The sequence below is a fragment of the Alteromonas sp. 4NH20-0104 genome (genome assembly GCF_057547795.1).
In genome coordinates this window covers 38,456-55,496 of the sequence record NZ_BAAJLP010000030.1, presented here as the reverse complement: position 1 = coordinate 55,496, position 17,041 = coordinate 38,456, and the positions used below count along the sequence as shown (strand labels likewise).

The 17,041-nt window shown below is 50.0% G+C and carries 14 protein-coding genes; 5 read left to right on the top strand and 9 right to left on the bottom strand.

The annotated features are described in order from the left end of the window. Nucleotides 1–24 precede the first annotated feature (24 nt). The 3 genes from ybaK (at nt 25) to AC27IB_RS18645 (ending at nt 1,460) form a co-directional block, all read left to right on the top strand. Entirely contained in the window at nt 25–492 is a 468-nt protein-coding gene (gene ybaK / locus AC27IB_RS18655; protein WP_296047929.1) for a Cys-tRNA(Pro) deacylase, read from the top strand. Nucleotides 493–499: 7 nt separating this feature from the next. Then, nucleotides 500–937, top strand: coding sequence for a GNAT family N-acetyltransferase (locus AC27IB_RS18650; protein ID WP_296047932.1), 438 nt, complete (start codon nt 500–502; stop codon nt 935–937). Between the two features lie 85 nt (nt 938–1,022). Next, a complete protein-coding gene (locus AC27IB_RS18645; RefSeq protein ID WP_296047935.1) occupies nt 1,023–1,460 on the top strand; it encodes a TFIIB-type zinc ribbon-containing protein in 438 nt (145 codons plus the stop codon). 18 nt (nt 1,461–1,478) lie between these two features. Here AC27IB_RS18645 and AC27IB_RS18640 read toward each other — a convergent pair whose 3' ends face one another. From AC27IB_RS18640 to AC27IB_RS18620, 5 genes are all read right to left on the bottom strand, one after another. After that, nucleotides 1,479–2,063, bottom strand: coding sequence for a hypothetical protein (locus AC27IB_RS18640; protein ID WP_296047938.1), 585 nt, complete (start codon nt 2,061–2,063; stop codon nt 1,479–1,481). A 177-nt stretch (nt 2,064–2,240) separates the two neighbouring features. Then, nucleotides 2,241–2,540, bottom strand: coding sequence for an integration host factor subunit alpha (gene ihfA, locus AC27IB_RS18635; RefSeq protein WP_073324884.1), 300 nt, complete (start codon nt 2,538–2,540; stop codon nt 2,241–2,243). Between the two features lie 5 nt (nt 2,541–2,545). Then, on the bottom strand, nt 2,546–4,933 hold the full coding sequence (gene pheT, locus AC27IB_RS18630) for a phenylalanine--tRNA ligase subunit beta (protein WP_487122817.1): 2,388 nt from the start codon (nt 4,931–4,933) through the stop codon (nt 2,546–2,548). Between the two features lie 12 nt (nt 4,934–4,945). After that, a complete protein-coding gene (gene pheS, locus AC27IB_RS18625; RefSeq protein ID WP_296047948.1) occupies nt 4,946–5,926 on the bottom strand; it encodes a phenylalanine--tRNA ligase subunit alpha in 981 nt (326 codons plus the stop codon). Nucleotides 5,927–6,142: 216 nt separating this feature from the next. Then, the gene (locus AC27IB_RS18620; protein WP_487122815.1) at nt 6,143–6,682 is read right to left on the bottom strand and encodes an isochorismatase family protein; all 540 of its coding nucleotides are present in this window, start codon (nt 6,680–6,682) and stop codon (nt 6,143–6,145) included. Between the two features lie 449 nt (nt 6,683–7,131). Here AC27IB_RS18620 and AC27IB_RS18615 point away from each other — a divergent pair, with 449 nt between their 5' ends. Further along, nucleotides 7,132–9,708, top strand: a complete 2,577-nt coding sequence (locus AC27IB_RS18615; RefSeq protein WP_296047958.1) for a TonB-dependent siderophore receptor — start codon at nt 7,132–7,134, stop codon at nt 9,706–9,708. Nucleotides 9,709–9,760: 52 nt separating this feature from the next. Here AC27IB_RS18615 and AC27IB_RS18610 read toward each other — a convergent pair whose 3' ends face one another. The 3 genes from AC27IB_RS18610 to AC27IB_RS18600 form a co-directional block, all read right to left on the bottom strand. After that, nucleotides 9,761–9,952, bottom strand: coding sequence for a CsbD family protein (locus AC27IB_RS18610; protein ID WP_487122813.1), 192 nt, complete (start codon nt 9,950–9,952; stop codon nt 9,761–9,763). 220 nt (nt 9,953–10,172) lie between these two features. Beyond that, entirely contained in the window at nt 10,173–13,232 is a 3,060-nt protein-coding gene (locus AC27IB_RS18605) for an efflux RND transporter permease subunit (protein ID WP_487122811.1), read from the bottom strand. Nucleotides 13,233–13,234: 2 nt separating this feature from the next. Further along, nucleotides 13,235–14,317: an efflux RND transporter periplasmic adaptor subunit gene (locus AC27IB_RS18600; RefSeq protein WP_296047985.1), complete on the bottom strand. Its 1,083-nt coding sequence runs from the start codon at nt 14,315–14,317 to the stop codon at nt 13,235–13,237. Nucleotides 14,318–14,418: 101 nt separating this feature from the next. On the opposite strand from AC27IB_RS18600, the gene AC27IB_RS18595 reads away from it, so the two are divergent. Further along, entirely contained in the window at nt 14,419–15,312 is an 894-nt protein-coding gene (locus tag AC27IB_RS18595) for a LysR family transcriptional regulator (RefSeq protein ID WP_296047969.1), read from the top strand. A gap of 31 nt (nt 15,313–15,343) precedes the next feature. Here AC27IB_RS18595 and AC27IB_RS18590 read toward each other — a convergent pair whose 3' ends face one another. Continuing rightward, entirely contained in the window at nt 15,344–17,008 is a 1,665-nt protein-coding gene (locus tag AC27IB_RS18590) for a hypothetical protein (protein ID WP_487122809.1), read from the bottom strand. Nucleotides 17,009–17,041: the final 33 nt, after the last annotated feature.

Here is a 17,041-nt window from a genome sequence, read left to right as displayed (position 1 = left end):
ACTACCGAATAGAGAATGGCGTAAATGACCCCTGCAATAAAACTGCTTGAGCGTGGTAAGCATGCGCATAGCGTGCTTAAGTATGAGCACGATAAACAGGCCGAATCCTTCGGCCTAGAGGCAGTTGAAAAGCTGTCGCTGCAAGCGCCGACGGTCTTTAAAACCCTGGTCGCCGAGCTGGACTCGGGTAAGCTGGTAGTCGCTATTGTGCCGGTCACCCACCAGTTAAACCTTAAGCAACTGGCCAAAGCCGCGAAAGCGAAAAAAGCGCAAATGGCGCCGCCAGTGAAAGTCGAAAGCACAACTGGCTATGTGCTCGGCGGCGTGAGTCCGCTGGGCCAGAAAAAAGCATTACCGACGTTTATTGATGACAGCGCACAGCAGTTCGAACTGATCTATTGCAGTGCCGGTAAACGGGGACTGGAAATTGCGCTTTCCCCGCAAGTACTCGCCAGCCTGACCCGTGCTACCTTTGCACCACTGGCGGTGTAGCGTCTTGATGCACATTACTCTGCGGGACATTACCCGGCATAACTATGAAGCGGTGTGCGATCTGGATGTTAGCGAAGCGCAACAGCAATACGTGGCCTGCAATATGTGGTCACTGGTGGAATCACATTATAACGAAGGGTATACCTGTAAAGCCATCTACCGCGAAGACACCCCAGCAGGCTTTTTAATGTGGGTGCAGGAAAGTGCCACCAAAATAGCCATCTGGCGTTTTATGGTAGATGCGCAATTTCAGCAGCAGGGCATTGGCCGGATTGCCCTGCAACAAGCTATTGAGCAAATAAGAGCGCTGCCGGGTCTGGCAACCATTGAAATCTGTTACCACCCGCATAACCCGGTTGCCAGAGAGTTCTATTCCTCGTTTGGATTTATTGAAACCGGTATGGATGATGACGGTGACGATATGCTGGCCGAAATCAGCCTCTGATTTAAATACTGAAAGGAAAGCAATGAAGTGTCCTCGAACTCACCGCGAGCTCAACCGCATAAACGTAGGAAAAGTGCCGGTGTAAGTGAGCGAAGCCTGCGGCGGCGTGTTTTTGGAAAACCAGACGCTGGCGCTATTTGAGTCACCACAGGAAGAACGCGGTCGCGCACTTGAAAAGCATCTGTGCCAGTTTCACCATGCCCTGCCCTCTGTGGACAATAGGGTGACTTGCCCTAAGTGTTCCGACACCGTCATGCTTCGCCGTTTCTACAGTCCGCTACATGTGGTGGAAATTGATGAGTGTCCGGGTTGCGGCGGTATCTGGCTGGATAGTGGCGAACTAACGCAATTACAGTCCTTAATGCTCAACGCAAAAGAACGGGCGCTCCTGCGTCAGCAACTTATCAGTGCGCACCGCCCGGTAAATATTGAGGGCATGGCCCATTTGCGGGACCGGTGGATAAAGCGCAGTGATAAAATTGATAAGCTATTAGCATTAGCCGATTATCTGACCCGCTGGTGATATACACCCGCGGCTCACTTAGTTTTCATTATCCGGCACTCTGGTAGATTGCCTGAATCGTTCCTGCCACAGCGCTTTGGCTTGCATTACATTGGCTTCATCAGGGGTAGCGGTTTCGCTCAGTTCACTGGCGATATCCATAATAATGGCATCCCTTGCTGCAATAAGCCGGTCAGCTTCAGCAAATAAATCATGGGCTTCCGGGTATTTCGTTTTTAACCCATCAATGCCTTTCAGCTCATAATAATGCTGCTCAAAAGCGGTATTAAATAATGCGCGCTTAGCATGAAAAATCAGATACTCTCGGCCTTTTTGTGAGCTGATAAAAGTAATGTCGCTGTCGGTCAGCTCAGCTGCCTTAGCCACCTCTACCGCTTTTTGCTGCCACTGCTCAATGGCTGGCTCGTCATTATTTTTCACTGCTCTGGCCATTCCGGCAACCAAATCACTGGCATGCAGTATTTGCTGACGAAACGCCATGGAAGCCAGTTCGGTTTCATCATAGTCTGACATTGCAGGCTCATCGGCCCCATTAAACTGCCAGAATGCCGCTGCGGCCAATACGATTAAGCCAATAATTACGAGGATCTTCTTAGAAAACATAACAACCTGTATGACACATTGGAAAGAAATTCAGAACGGAGAGTTTACTACGACTGAGCACAAAACGCATTGCGCGCGTGTACCGCTTATATCACCAACGAATTGATAAACAGCAGGAAAAACAATCAATCAGAGCCAGCAGTGTGCTGGCTCCAATCCTAAACAGCCGGGGCGTGTTTACTCTGTGGGTGGTTTAGAGTTTTCCACCCGACTTTTTAACTTCTGACCCGGGCGGAAAGTTACCACCCGGCGCGCTTTAATTGGAATGTCTTCACCGGTTTTTGGGTTCCGGCCCGGACGCTCGTTCTTGTCACGCAAATCAAAATTACCAAAACCGGAGAGTTTCACTTGTTCACCGGATTCCAGTGCGCCTTTGATTTCTTCAAAAAACGCTTCCACTAAATCTTTAGCGTCCTTTTTGTTTATACCCAGTTTTTCGAATAAGTGTTCAGCCATTTCGGCTTTGGTTAGTGCCATAAAATTTACTCTCTTAACGCTGCCCCGAATTCCGACTCAAGCCCTTGAATCACTGAATCTACCGCTGCTTGTATTTCCGCATCTTCCAGTGTTTTACCCGGATCCTGCAGGATTAAAGACAATGCCAGGCTCTTATAACCGTCAGCAATTCCCTGTCCTGTGTACACATCGAACAAGTTTAGGCCAACTAGTTGATTTACGCCAATTTTTTCAACAAATTTTATTATATCGCCAACTTTAACGGTTTGTTTGACCGTAATGGCGATATCACGGCGGTTTGCAGGGTACTTAGAAATCGGTTGTGCCTGCGGTAATTGTCGGTCGGTAAGCGCCGCCAATTCAATTTCAAACACAAACACTCTTCCATTGGTACCCAGTTGCTTACTGAACTGCGGGTGTACCGCACCCAGCCAGCCAACACATTTATCGTCCAGGTAAATCGCCGCCGACATACCCGGATGCAATGCAGAATGCGTTTCTGTATTAAAAGTGACCGTTTTTTCCTTTCCAGTCAATGCTAAAAGTGCTTCAACGTCTGCTTTTGCATCAAAAAAGTCAACCGGCTTGTCATTGGCATCCCAATGTTCATCATAACGACGACCAGCCACTACGCCCGCGAGCACAGGCTCCTGACGAATGCTGTTGGGTGCCTCAGCGTCCGGAATAAACCGCAGTCCGGTTTCAAATAAACGAATTCGCTGTTGCTGACGTTTTTGATTATATGACGTCGCCTGTAACAGACCCGGCCATAAACTCACCCGCATAATCGACATGTCCGCCGATATAGGATGTGGCAGCACAAGACCATTACTCTCAGGGAAAAGTGCATTTTGTATTTTCGGATCAACAAACGAATAGGTAATCGCTTCGTTATAGCCGCGGTTTAGCAATACCGATTTCACTGTATTCACCGATAACTGCTTCTCGGTTGCCGGTAACATCGACAAGGCCGCGACCGGTGCCTGATTAGGAATACTGTTGTAACCGTATACCCGGGCCACTTCTTCGATTAAGTCTTCTTCAATCTCAATATCAAAGCGATAGCTTGGTGCCATGGCAACCCAGCCTTCAGCCGTTTCTTTGGCTTCAAGTCCTAAACGCGCAAGGATTTCGCTCACCGTGTCAGCGGCAATATCAATACCCAGCACCTTCGCTAAGCGCGCTTTACGCAGGGTGACTTCAGCCCGGGCTGGAATATCACTTTCGCTCACCGCTTCTACCACCGGGCCAGCTTCACCGCCGCAGATGTCTAAAATCAGCTGCGTAGCGCGCTCCATTGCAGTGGCTTGTAACTGCGGATCCACACCACGCTCATAGCGGTGTGAAGCATCGGTGTGCAGGCCATACTGACGGGCTTTACCCATAATCGCATCCGGATGGAAAAATGCGCTTTCCAGCAGGATATCAGTGGTGTTTTCATCGGTACCGGAATGCAGACCACCAAAAATACCGGCCATGGCCAGCGCTTTGTTATCGTCGGCAATCACCAGTGTATTGTCTTTTAACTCAACTTCGGTTTCATCCAGTAAGGTGAGCTTTTCACCGGCCGAGGCCATACGCACGTTAATTCCACCGTCGATTGACGCGAGGTTAAACGCATGCATTGGATGACCCAGCTCCAGCAGCACATAGTTGGTAACATCCACAATAGGGTCGATGCTGCGAATGCCGCTACGGCGCAGTTTTTCGGTCAGCCATAACGGTGAATCGGCTTTTACATTCACGCCTTTTACCACCCGGCCAAGGTAACGCGGGCATGCCTGGGCAGCACTCAACGTAATGGCCAGTTTATCTTCAATTGCTGGCGCAACGGGGGTGACGCCCGGCTCACAAACGTCGGCTTTATTGAGCACGCCCACTTCACGGGCAATACCGCGCAAGCCTAAACAATCGGCACGGTTAGGGGTTAGGTCAACTTCAATCGTAACATCATCAAGACCCAGGTAGTCGCGGATATCTTCACCAATCGGTGCATCCAGCGGTAATTCAATAATACCGCTGTGATCGTCGCTTACACCCAGCTCTGAGTAGCTGCACAGCATGCCAAAAGAGGGCTCGCCACGCAGTTTGGCTTTTTTAATTTTAAAATCACCGGGCAGTACCGCGCCCACTTTGGCAACGGCCACTTTTAAGCCCTGACGGCAATTTGGTGCGCCGCAGACGATATCAACCAGCTCATCATCGCCAACGTTGATTTTGGTGACGCGCAGTTTATCGGCATTAGGGTGCTGTCCGCACTCTACCACTTCGCCTACCACTACGCCGCTGAACTGACCAGCAACCGGCTCAACACCATCCACTTCCAGACCAGCCATGCTCAATTGTTCGCACAGCTCATCCCGTGATACGGCGGGGTTCACCCACTCTCTTAACCATTTTTCACTGAATTTCATTTTTGCTTTGCCTTAATTGAACTGCTTGAGGAACCGAAGGTCGTTTTCAAAAAATGCGCGCAGGTCGTTAACGCCATAACGCAGCATGGTTAAACGCTCTACGCCCATACCAAAAGCAAAGCCGGTATATTCTTCCGGGTCAATATTCACCGCCCGCAGTACATTAGGGTGTACCATTCCACAACCCAGCACTTCCAGCCACTGACCGTTTTTACCCATCACGTCTACTTCGGCAGACGGCTCGGTAAACGGGAAGTAAGAAGGACGGAAACGCACCTGCAACGACTCTTCAAAGAAGTTTTGCAGGAAGTCATGCAAAATGCCTTTAAGCTCAGTAAAGCTCACGTTTTTATCCACCATCAGGCCTTCTACCTGGTGGAACATCGGCGTGTGGGTCTGATCGTAGTCATTCCGGTAAACACGACCGGGAGAAATGATCCGCAGTGGCGGCTTCTCGGCTTCCATGGTGCGAATTTGCACACCTGAAGTCTGCGTACGCAGCATAATTTCAGGATTAAAGTAGAAGGTATCATGGTCGGCACGAGCCGGGTGATTAGCCGGGATATTCAGCGCATCAAAGTTATGAAAACTGTCTTCTACTTCCGGGCCGGTTTTTACGGCAAAACCCAGCTCGCCAAAAAACTGTTCGATTCGGGCAATGGTGCGCGATACCGGGTGCAGGTTACCGTTTAGTTCACTACGGCCCGGTAAGGTGACATCAATCGCTTCCTCGCTAAGTTTTTTATTTAACTCAGCGGTACGTAACGCGTCGCCTTTAGCACTGATGGCCTGCTGAATTTCTTGTTTGGCCACGTTAATTTTTTGTCCGGCAAGAGGACGCTCTTCGGCAGACAACTGTCCTAACCCTTTTAACAGGTCGGTCAGCTTGCCTTTTTTGCCCATGAACTCAACTCTCACCTGGTCGAGCGTTGCTGCGTCGCTGGCAGCGTCAATCTGCGCTTTGGCCTGACTGACTATCGCTTCAAGCTCCATGATTTCCCCAACTTGGTACTTAATATGCTGCTAACACCCGCTGTTTGGTCTGGCCGTAAATGGCCAGCCTGGCAGCAGGTAAATAAAAGGCCGTTATTTTACACAAAGGATAAAAGCCGCGGCTACCCTAACAAGCTGATTTACGCAAATAAAATCAAAAAAACCATGAATTGGCGGGAAAACCTGCCCATCGCCGGCCTTTTTAGTTCATCGCGATCACTTTATTAACGGCAGAATGGCTTTAAACTGATCGGTGTCTGCTCTTTCAAGCAATTCAAACAAGGCCATTTCCACACAGGTGAGCTCCGCACCGGCCCCTTGCATTTTTTGCAGCGCCAATTGTTTATTAGCCGGGTTACGTGATGACACGCAGTCGCTCAATAAATGCACCTGCTTACCGCTGGCCAGCAGGTCGATAACGGTTTGATAAACGCAAATATGCGATTCAATACCACATACCAGCCATTGCGAGCGATTCAGTGCTTTAACTTGTTGCTCAATGCTGTCGGTACGCAGTGCGCTGAAGGTGGCTTTTGAAAAAGCTTCTCCGGCAGGGATAAACTGATTGAGTTCCTCCACCGTTGCGCCAAGTTTGTCAGGTAGCTGTTCCACAAACAGCAGCGGAATACCTAAGATTTGCATGGCTCTGATCATCGTCGCGATGGCTTCAATCATGGCGTCGCTGTTATCCACTAACCTTGCCAGTTTGCCCTGAACATCAATGACGATAAGGCCGGTTTCTTGTTGCACTAACACAAGCAGCTCCTGTTTTGCGGTAATGCTCATGACTATAGCAAATAAGCATCTGATTGCATTAGCAACCAGTCAGGCAGCGCGATATTTTATTCAGGCCATAAACCACTCAACTGTGAGGTCACCAGCCATAACTGCCCTATTTTGTCACTGGTCGTAATTTCTTGTTTGTTTATCGTGCAGGTAGGTGTTGTTTTGGTGCAAATTCGGGCAGATAGTGCGCCCACAGGTATTTTAACCCGTGCCGATCCCGGATCTTTTGAATAAATATTCTTTTTTACTAAAAAACAACTAACTAGTTGATATTATTGTATTTTATAACCGATTTCTGGTTCAGGTTTTAATTGTATTACTTTATACTTTGGGTTAATTCAGACCACTTGGTCAGGTTTTGGCACGCGATGTGCTCCGGGGGGTGCGGGACTTTTCCATAACACTCAACAGGGAATTCTATGAAGCACACCTATTCGTTTAATCCGATAGCGGCCGGTATTGCGTTATTTTTTCTTAGCAGCCAGTTCGCCGTTGTAGCTCAGGAAACATCAGAAGTCAGCGAAGCTGACGTAGAAAAAATTGATGTCATGGGTAAGAAAACTGACTACTACTCAATTATGCCCGATGGCAAAAACAGCAGTGCTTTTGGCTTGGATAAAAGCCTCTATGAAACCCCCCGTTCGATTACCGAAATCAGCGAGGACCTGGTCGATAAATTTGCGCTGCGCAGCGTTGATGATCTGGTTCGGTTAACTCCCGGTGCATTTACCAGTTCGTTTTTTGGTATTAAAGGCGCCATGGACATTCGCGGAGAGCCCGCCGATAACTATTTTCGGGGGTTTCGTCGCATCGCCAACCCGGGGGCTTTTAACACCATTGTCCGGGGTGCTGAAAAACTCGAGGTAATGCGTGGGCCGGTGTCGCCTTTGTACGGCAGTGGCAGCGTGGGTGGACAGCTAAACTATACACCTAAGTCGGCCAAAGTGGGCGGCAGTAAGTACATTGATGAAGTCACCGGTGAAGTGTCGGTCACCGTGGGCTCGTATAATCAGCGGATCCTGTCCGGCAGCCTGGGCATTCCTCTGGAAATTGGCGGTAAATACGGTGGTTTGCAATTGTTTGCTGAAGTGGAGGACTCTGAATCATTCTACGATGGCTATGAGCCTTCCAGTGAACTGATCCAGGCCGCGGTAGACTTTGATTTATCCGACAGCACCACCCTGCAGTTTGGCGTCCAGTATCAAACCACCGACAGTATTCAGGTACCGGGCTGGAACCGTGTCACCCAGGATTTAATTGACAACGGTACTTACATTACCGGGGCTGCCCCCATCCGCAATTCCGACAACCCTATTGGTGCAGAGACCCTGCTGCCGCAGGAGTCCTCTTTTATAGCTCCGTTTGCACCGAGCTTTCTCAATAATGCCTTTAGCAACGTCAATAGCTGGTGTACCGCCGCTGATGCGGGCGCGGGTAACGCCATGTACAATGGTTTTGAAGTCAGCTGTGCCGGTGGCTTTGGTAACTTCCTGGCCGACCGCTCGCTGGACAACCCCTATGCCCTGACCGATGTGGGCACCGCACAGATTGATCACCAGACCACATTCATTGACGATCACGATTATGCCGACACCACGGCTATCACCGCATACTTCGACATTACCCATGAGTTCGACAGCGGCACCGTGTGGAAAAACGAAGCGTTTTATGACTACATGGATCACACCAAATACCAAAGCTGGGGCTTTACCGCTTTTTATCCGGATGCTTTCCTGTATGAATTACGCAGCAGCCTGACCTTTGAGTATGAAGGCGACGGCTTTATGGCCAACAGTATTGTTGGCGTTAATTACCGTAAAGAAGAACTCGATAATTACGCGGCCTGGATGGATGAAACCTTTGACTTTCGGGATATTACCGTTGGGCCAACGGCTAACGACCGGATTTCCCCGGCGTCATTCGACCCTTATCAGAATGCGACCCTGCTGTACGATGCAGACGGCAACGTTACCGGCGTTGATGGTACGCTGACGCGTAATTTCAATGAAGTGCATTTGTCTAAAACGGCCAACGTGGGAACTTTCTTCCTGACTGATGTCACCTACGGCAAGCTGAGTTTATTACTGGGTGCACGTTACGACTATTTTGATGTGGAGTCTGAGAATGGTTGGGTTGCTTACTTAGGCGATCCTCAGGGCAATGGCGTAGTCAGCGGCAGTGACACGGCGTTCAGTTTTAACACCAGCCTGTCTTATAACGCCGATGGCATTATCCCTTACGTGACTTACTCTGAGTCGAACTCACTCAGTACTAATCAGTTAGGCGGTATTATTCCCACCACCATTGAAAACAGCCAGTACATTCAGGAGTCTACCCTGCAGGAAATCGGCATCAAGATGAACCTGCTGGATAACCGCTTATATACCGCTGTGGCCTGGTACGATCAGGACAAAACCTATCGCGATAGTCAAACCGGTGCACTGGTAGCCGTATATGGTGACGGTCTGGAGTTTGAAATGCGCGCGCTGGTAAATGAAAACCTGTCGATACTGGCAACCGCTACGCATACCAACACTGAGGAAGTCAGTAACGGTGCGCTGGCTGTTATTAACGGCGCCGATTTCGCGGCTCAGAACGGTTTGAACCCTGAAGACGTATACGGCGGTCGGATTGCCGGACCTCGTTCTGCGTTTGTGGGCATGAACACCCGTATGGAACGCGGCGGTTTACCGGATAATATCGTCAGTATTTATGGTACCTGGGCACAGGAGCTGGGTGCAGGGGATGTTACCGGTAGCCTGGGTCTTACCTGGGTAGATGAAACCTACACTGACATTATGCAAACCGTAATGCTACCAAGCTATAGCATTGTTAATGGCTCGGTGAGCTATGCTCAGGGGCCATTTACCGGCTTACTGCAAGTGAATAATCTTATGGATGAAGACTACTTCACCTCTGCGGATCTATTTGACTCTGTAGTGGTTAAGCCCTCAGCAGGCCGTACTTTCTCGCTTACACTGACCTACGCTTTCTAAGCGTAGCTTAGCCCACAAAGAAAAAGCCCCGGCGCTAGCCGGGGCTCTTGTATTAGCTGTTCAGCGAATCAAATTCCAGACGCGCTTTGTCGCGGCTCATGCCATACTTTTCCTGCATTTTGCCGTAGAACTCTTCGAAGTTACCTTCCATTTGTTCTACTTCGTCATCGGTAAGTTTGCCCCACTTCTGCTTTACTTTACCGGTTAACTGATTCCACTTACCTTTAGCGATATCGGTATTCATGTCTTGCTCCTTGTCTTTGAAAAATTGCGCAAGCGTTGAAAAACTGATGCGCGTATGAAAACAACACAAGAACTAATGCGAGAGTTATACCAATAATTAACTCTTTATATTTCAACACATTAAAAATTAAAAAGACAGGGGCGAAGCCAATATAGAAAACTCTTACAGGCTGTTGTTGCAAGAGTTACAAGGCAGGTTGCGTGGGCAACCTGCCGGCTGGCTATTTTTGAATTTTAAACACCAGACTGTAGAGCACCGGTACAAACACCAGCGTCAGCAGCGTGGCAAAACCCAGTCCAAACATAATCACCACCGCCATACTGGCAAAAAAGTCATCGAATAACAGTGGGATCATACCGAGGATGGTGGTTATCGCCGCCATACACACCGGTCTGACCCGGCTCAGGGTGGCATGAAAGAGAGCAGAATACGGCGCCTTACCTTCTTCAAGCTCCAGTTTTACCTGCTCAACCAGTACGATACCGTTTTTAATGATCATGCCCGACAGGCTTAGAAAACCCAGTAAGGCCATAAACCCGAAGGGTGCACCGGTAATCAACAAACCGTAACTTACGCCAATTAACGCCAGTGGAATACAGGCCCAGATGATGGCAGCGATCCGGGCTGAAGCAAACAGCAACACGGTGGTAATAAACATGATGAGATAGCCCACCGGTAACGAACCAAAGATGGCTTCTTGCGCTTTGCTTGAGGCTTCAAACTCGCCGCCCCATTCCAGCTCATAGCCGTCTGGCAGTGGGATAGCCTCAATGTCTGCCCGCACCCGCGAGAATAATTTAGACGCCGTTTCATTGCCCAGAATATCGTGATCAGCCATAACGGTCAGAGTCCGTTTTCGGTCTCGTCGCATGATGATGGGATCTTCCCAGTTAACATCAAAGCTTTTTACCACCTGGGTCACCGGAATATACTGCTGGGCGGTAGCCGAATAGATTTGCAGATTTTCCAGATTGTCGGCCGTCAGACGTTCCTGTGGTGGTGGCCGGCTGATAATGGGTAACAGGTCGGTGCCATCGCGGTAAACACCAATTTGAGCGCCCGAAAAGCTAGTCAGTAACAAAGTATCCAAATCGGCTTTACTGATACCCACCCGGCGCGCTGCCGCTTCATTAAAGATGGGGCGGATCACCTTGGTTTGCTGACGCCAGTTGTCGCGAATATTGCGCGCCCCGCTATCGGCCGCCAGAATAGCTTTAGCCTCATCGGCTAAGCGGCGCAATTCGGTCGGTTCCGGGCCACTAAAACGCGCCTCAATTTTCGCGTCGGTAGAAGGGCCAATCTCCAGTCGCTTAATCTTATAAAACACTTCGCCAAATTCGGCTTCCATGTAATCCCGTAAACGCGGTAACTGCGCTTCCAGCGCCTCGCCATCGCGCATCCGGATAATCAGTTGTGCGTAGGTCGGATAGCTTTTCTCGGTCTGGTAAGTCAGCATAAAGCGGGTCAGCCCCTGCCCGACCGTAGACGTAACTTCCTCCACGCCGTCTTCGTTTAACAGGTGCTGTTCAATATGGTTAATTTTATCGGCATTGACGCGAATATCGGTACCGGCTTTATGCCAGATATCCACTAAAAACATCGGTGTGGTGGACGGCGGGAAAAACGACTGTTTAACACTGCCAAAAGCAATCACGGCGCTCACCAGTAAGGCCACCATGGCGACTACCGTGATCACCCGAAACTTGAGCGCTACGTGCAGGATGGTGCTAAATACATCAAAAATCAGGCCGTTGTAGAGCTCTTCGCTGCCTTTAAGTTCATCATCGCTGGCGTTATCAGCATCTTTAAACAGCAATGAGGCAAAAAAGGGCGTGAGCGTAATGGCGGTTACCCAACTCAGCAATAAGCTGACAAACAACACCCAGAACAGGCTACCGGCAAATTCACCGGTGGCATCACTGGACAACCCGATAGGCGCAAAGGCAATAATGGCAATAACGGTAGCCCCTAACAACGGCCACATGTTCTGGCTCACCACATAAGAGGCCGCCTGCGCTTTGCTGTAGCCCCTTTTCATGGCGATGAGAATGCCTTCGGTCACCACTATGGCATTATCCACCAGCATCCCCAGCGCAATGATCAGCGCTCCCAGAGAAATGCGCTGCAGATTAATCTCCATTTGCTGCATAAAAATAAAGCTGCCCAGCACGGTTAACAGCAGGATCAGGCCAATTAACAGGCCGGATTTAACGCCCATAAATATCAGCAGCACAACAATAACAATGCCCACGGCCTCGGCCAGGTTAAGAATAAACCCCTGCACCGAGTTATCGACTTCAATGGGTTGGTTGTAAATAAAGCTGGTTTGCATGCCCACCGGCCGCATGTATTCCAGTTCGTCGAGGCGCTGCATAATGCGTTCACCGACTTCCACCACATTTACGCCATCGGCAAAAGAAATACCCAGTAACAGTGACTGTTCACCGTTATAGTGAATAAGGTTAGACGGCACTTCCTGGTAGCCACGGTAAATTCGCGCTACATCGCCCAGATAAATGCGCTCAGAGGCACCGGCCTGGCTTATCAGCAGGTTTTCCAGCTCCTGTACCGATTCAAATTCACCGGTAGGATTGATGCGGATATACTCATCACCAATTTTGACCTTACCGGCATTAGACACCTGGTTCTGGCTCACCAGCAACGCGCTGATGCGGCTGGGGCTTATCCCCAGTGATGCAATTTGTGAGCGGGCAATCTCAACAAACACCTGTTCCTGCTGCTCGCCCTGTACCGTTACTTTGCCTACACCATCTACCAGGATCAGTTCGCGCTTAAGGTAATCCACATAATCGTTAATATCCTTGTACTGATACCCTTCGCCGTTAATAGCGATAAGCATGCCGTACACGTCGGCAAAGTCGTCCATGACTCGTGGCGGGTAAACGCCTGCGGGAAGCGACGGTGTGAGATCGTTAATTTTACGCCGCATTTCTTCCCAAATTCCCCGCAGCGCCTCTTTGCGGTAAATGCTTTTCATTTCCACGGTAATTTGTGACTGACCCGCCGTAGAAATGGACGTAATGTTATCTACGTACGGCAATTCCTGAATGGCGTTCTCGATAGGATACGTGACCTCTTCTTCCACTTGTGTGGGGGACGCGCCCGGGTACTGCGTGATCACCATGGCTTTTTTGATGGTAAACTGGGGATCCTCGAGTCTTCCCAGGCCGAAAAAGGCAATGGTGCCGCCAATTAGCAGAATGAGTGTCACCAACCAGCTTGTAGTGCGGTTTTTAACAAAATATCCGGCGATATTCACGCTTACAGCCCCCGCTCTTTTTGCCAGATCCGAATGGTTTCACCCGCTTTTAAGCGGTGCACGCCGGCGGCTACAATGTGCTCGCCATCGTGTAAGCCGTCGGTCACCACAAAGCCGTCGTCGGTAATACTGCTCAGGGTCACCGCGCGCTTCTCCAATTGGTTATTGCTGTTCACCACAAACACATAACTCTGCTCGCTCGCCCCGGTGCCATCGGAGAAAATAGCCGCAGCCGGCACATTCCAGCCGCCACTTTTCACTTTCATGATCTGGTCTAGCTGCGCTCTGACCGTAGCAGACATACCGGGAAACACATTAAAGGATTCTGGCCGGGTCAGCTGAAACACCACTTTGTAGGTATTGGTAGCGGCGTCAGCGTCGGTATCATATTCTTTGAGTTTGGCGCGAAAGACTTCGTTGGGGTGGGTATCAAAGCGGACCTCCGGCTGGTACTGGCTGTCTTTGTCTACGTTTGAGAGCATATCTTCAGGGATCTGCACGGCCACGTCGACCACGGTGTTCTTCTGCAGCGAAAATACCGGCTGCTGAGCCGTAATACTCTCGTAATTCTCCACGTAACGCTGGGCAACCTGACCGGTAAAAGGCGCATGAAGTTCGGTATAAGCTAAGTTGGTGCGGGCTGACTTTAACGCCGCCTCGGCCACTTTAAGCTGCGCCTGCGCTTCATCGAAACCGGCTTTTGAGGCCAGTTGTTTATCGAGCAGGGTTTTAGCACGGTCAAACTGCACTTTGGCCAAATCATAATTAGCCCGGGCCTGATCCACCGCGATCTGATAATCAGAGGGGTCCAGCGTAGCCATTATGTCTCCGGCGTTTACATGCTGGCCAGCGGTTACATTGAGAGAATTGAGTTCGCCCGACACCCGAAAAGCCAGGGTGGCTTCCTCGCTGGCTTCAACGACGGCAGGAAATTCGCGGTAGCCACCGCGATCCACACTATTGAGGGTAATGATTTTCACCAGTTTCGTATTTTGGTTTTCGGCAACCGCTGTTTCGGCTTCACCACTGCAACCGCTTAGGGCAATCAACAGCGCAGCGACCAGGCTGCTGCGAGTCAGACTCATGAGGTTCACTTCATCTCTCCTGATATTAGTCACTGGCAATATACGCCAACTTAAACCAAAATAATATTTAATCTATTTTACTAAAAACTTAAATTTAATTTATGACACTCGAACAATTACGCATGTTTGTTACCGTCGCTGAACACGGCAGTATCGCCCGAGCCGCTGAAATTCTGCATAAGACCCAACCGGCGTTATCGATTGCTATTAAGCGTTTGCAGGAAGAACTGCAGCTCTCCTTGCTGACAAAAACCGCTAACCGACTCCAACTTACCGCTGACGGGCAACGTTTACTGCCCCATTGTCGCTATCTGTTACGTCAGGAAAAAGATATCAGCACACTCGCCTCGCATTTAAAACAGGGGCATGAGAGTAAAATCGAGTTCGCCTTTGACACTATATGCCAGCAAAGCAGTTTTTTCGACGCAATCATCGACACACAGCAGCGATTTCCGCAAACCGAACTGTATATTTCAGCGGTCCAGCGCTTAGGCGCCATTCAACGCCTGATTGATGGCAGCGCGGATATTGCCATTTCGCCCTGGACTCATTCGTTTCATGAACTGGCCAGTTTTGAAACCCAGCCCTTTGGCCGCTTTGATGTAGTGGCCGTGATCCATCAGCGGCTGCTCAGCCAGTTTGACCGGCAGCCGGGGTCCTCCAGCCAGCTCAGGGATATTCCCTTACTGATGCCGCAATCTTTTGATATCGACCTCAATATCGAAAAAGTCATGGGGGTGGTACCCAGTTCAACCATCCGAACCAATGACACAACCATTCAGAAAGGTTTGCTACTGCGCGGTGCTGGCTGGGGATATATTCCGCAAAATACCATTACCGACGAACTACAGTCCGGGGAACTGGTGCAATTATTGTTAGAGGATGTCACCTCATCCATTCGTGGCGAGATAAACCTGGTACGAGAAAAGAAACGTCCGAAGGGGCCGGTAGCGACGTTTTTATGGCAGGCATTAACCGCACTGGAAGTGTCTTAACCGGCGGTCGCGGCCGGTTAAGACATGTCGTTTATCGGTTTTCTGCCACCTTACTGGGGCTATCGGCAAACCAATCGAGGCGCATATCCCAGTGATAGCGGTGTTCCGGCAACAACGGGGGTTGTTCGGCATCAATTTCGCTGAGCACATTGGCCGCTTCTGTAATAGTGGCATCACGACCAAACAAATAGCTCTGTTCCCTGACAATGGTCTGATAAGCTTTGTTCAGTGCCAGGGCACGTTCCGGAATCGGGGTAATAAGCTCATACACCGAGTTCGCCTGTTTTACTTTTGCTTCGTTTAGCTCACCATTGTCGGTAAACCAGCGACCCAGCATTTCAGCGTTCTGGCGGAATTCATCACCGCCCCCTACGCGTTTCATATAAGTGAGAAATTCACCTTCCTGCTCGTTGATATTGGGCACATCTTCCATCTCGTGCAGATTGATATAGCCCCAGCCTTTTGCACCGGGCACCTTGCGGGCAAAAGAAAAGGTCTGATCAAAGGTTGAGCCCACCGTTTTATGACAGCCATTACAAAACGCCAGCTCCTGTTCATGCTGCGGGCGCAGTTGCCCTTGTGCATCTTCGATATAAGCATTCAGCGTCCAGCCGAAACCATTATCAATGCCCTGTTCTGCCCCGAGGTAGCGGGTTTGTGGCAGCTTCTCAAACGCTTTGTCTTTGGCTTCGGCATAATAAGCCGATGCCAGACTCTCCTTGGTGCGGAACAGGGCTTTTTGCATGTAACGCACTTCTTTCATCCGCGGCGCGTTGTATATTCCGCCATTGTCATCCACGCCAATATACCGCACGGTATGTAACAGTTCAGTCCCTTGCGGGTAAAGCTGAAAGCTCAGTGCTATTGCGCTGGCATCCCCCACATAATGAGACTGACGCTGGATCCGGGTAATATTATCAGTGAGCGTGTCGTCGCCGTTTAAATCCTGGCCGATAGTCTGTTCATCAAGGGCTGGCACAGCCAGCGTATTCACATCTTTGAGGGCCATTTCCAGCAAGGTCAGATTGGCCAGATAGACGTCCTCGCTGTATTCACCGTTAAGTTGCTGGAACGCAGCAGGTAATCGGATCATCGCATCACCGGTAGAGCCATTAGTTGGCCAGAACGTGCTGGGGAACGGCTTGTAGTTATACGCTACCCAACCGCTGCCATCATTGGCAATGCCGTGCTCACCGAAGGCTTTTTCGGGATAACTGAGTTGTTTAATTTGCATCTCGACCGGCAGGCCATTGGCGGTACTGACGGTGTAATTATCCTCGCCGATATAGTCTAGTATTGCTTCATCACTGATACCGGCAATCAGTTCGCGGCGGTCAACGAACAGGTTTTTCCAGCTGTTGCTCAGCCCCACATCCGAGAATTCATAGTTGCCCTGTAAGGTACCGTCGCCCATCTGGTTGGGCCGGTTCTCGCTTGAATCGTAGCTCTGGTGGCAGGCATAACACGGGTTATTTTTGCCGTTGGTTTTGGTGTAGCACTGCGGCGGAATAACCGACTCGGGGTTATACACCTCATTGTGCTCCATGTACGCCAGTGCGGGGATGTCATCCCCTTCCGAATAAGGGTAAACCGAGTTTTGCGCGCTGGTTTGTACCGCGCTTTCGTCGTTGCAGGCACTGATAAGCATGGTGCTCAGCAGTGTTAGCATTGTCAGTGTAATCGTTGTTTTTTTCATAATGTCATAAACGCAAAAATCCGGGTGCCAGGC

Coding starts and splice junctions, on each gene's coding strand:
- ybaK (WP_296047929.1), top strand. CDS start 25: ATGACCCCTGCAATAAAACTGCTTGAGCGTGGTAAGCATGCGCATAGC.
- AC27IB_RS18650 (WP_296047932.1), top strand. CDS start 500: ATGCACATTACTCTGCGGGACATTACCCGGCATAACTATGAAGCGGTG.
- AC27IB_RS18640 (WP_296047938.1), bottom strand. CDS start 2,063: ATGTTTTCTAAGAAGATCCTCGTAATTATTGGCTTAATCGTATTGGCC.
- ihfA (WP_073324884.1), bottom strand. CDS start 2,540: ATGGCACTAACCAAAGCCGAAATGGCTGAACACTTATTCGAAAAACTG.
- pheT (WP_487122817.1), bottom strand. CDS start 4,933: ATGAAATTCAGTGAAAAATGGTTAAGAGAGTGGGTGAACCCCGCCGTA.
- pheS (WP_296047948.1), bottom strand. CDS start 5,926: ATGGAGCTTGAAGCGATAGTCAGTCAGGCCAAAGCGCAGATTGACGCT.
- AC27IB_RS18615 (WP_296047958.1), top strand. CDS start 7,132: ATGAAGCACACCTATTCGTTTAATCCGATAGCGGCCGGTATTGCGTTA.
- AC27IB_RS18610 (WP_487122813.1), bottom strand. CDS start 9,952: ATGAATACCGATATCGCTAAAGGTAAGTGGAATCAGTTAACCGGTAAA.
- AC27IB_RS18600 (WP_296047985.1), bottom strand. CDS start 14,317: ATGAGTCTGACTCGCAGCAGCCTGGTCGCTGCGCTGTTGATTGCCCTA.
- AC27IB_RS18595 (WP_296047969.1), top strand. CDS start 14,419: ATGACACTCGAACAATTACGCATGTTTGTTACCGTCGCTGAACACGGC.
- AC27IB_RS18590 (WP_487122809.1), bottom strand. CDS start 17,008: ATGAAAAAAACAACGATTACACTGACAATGCTAACACTGCTGAGCACC.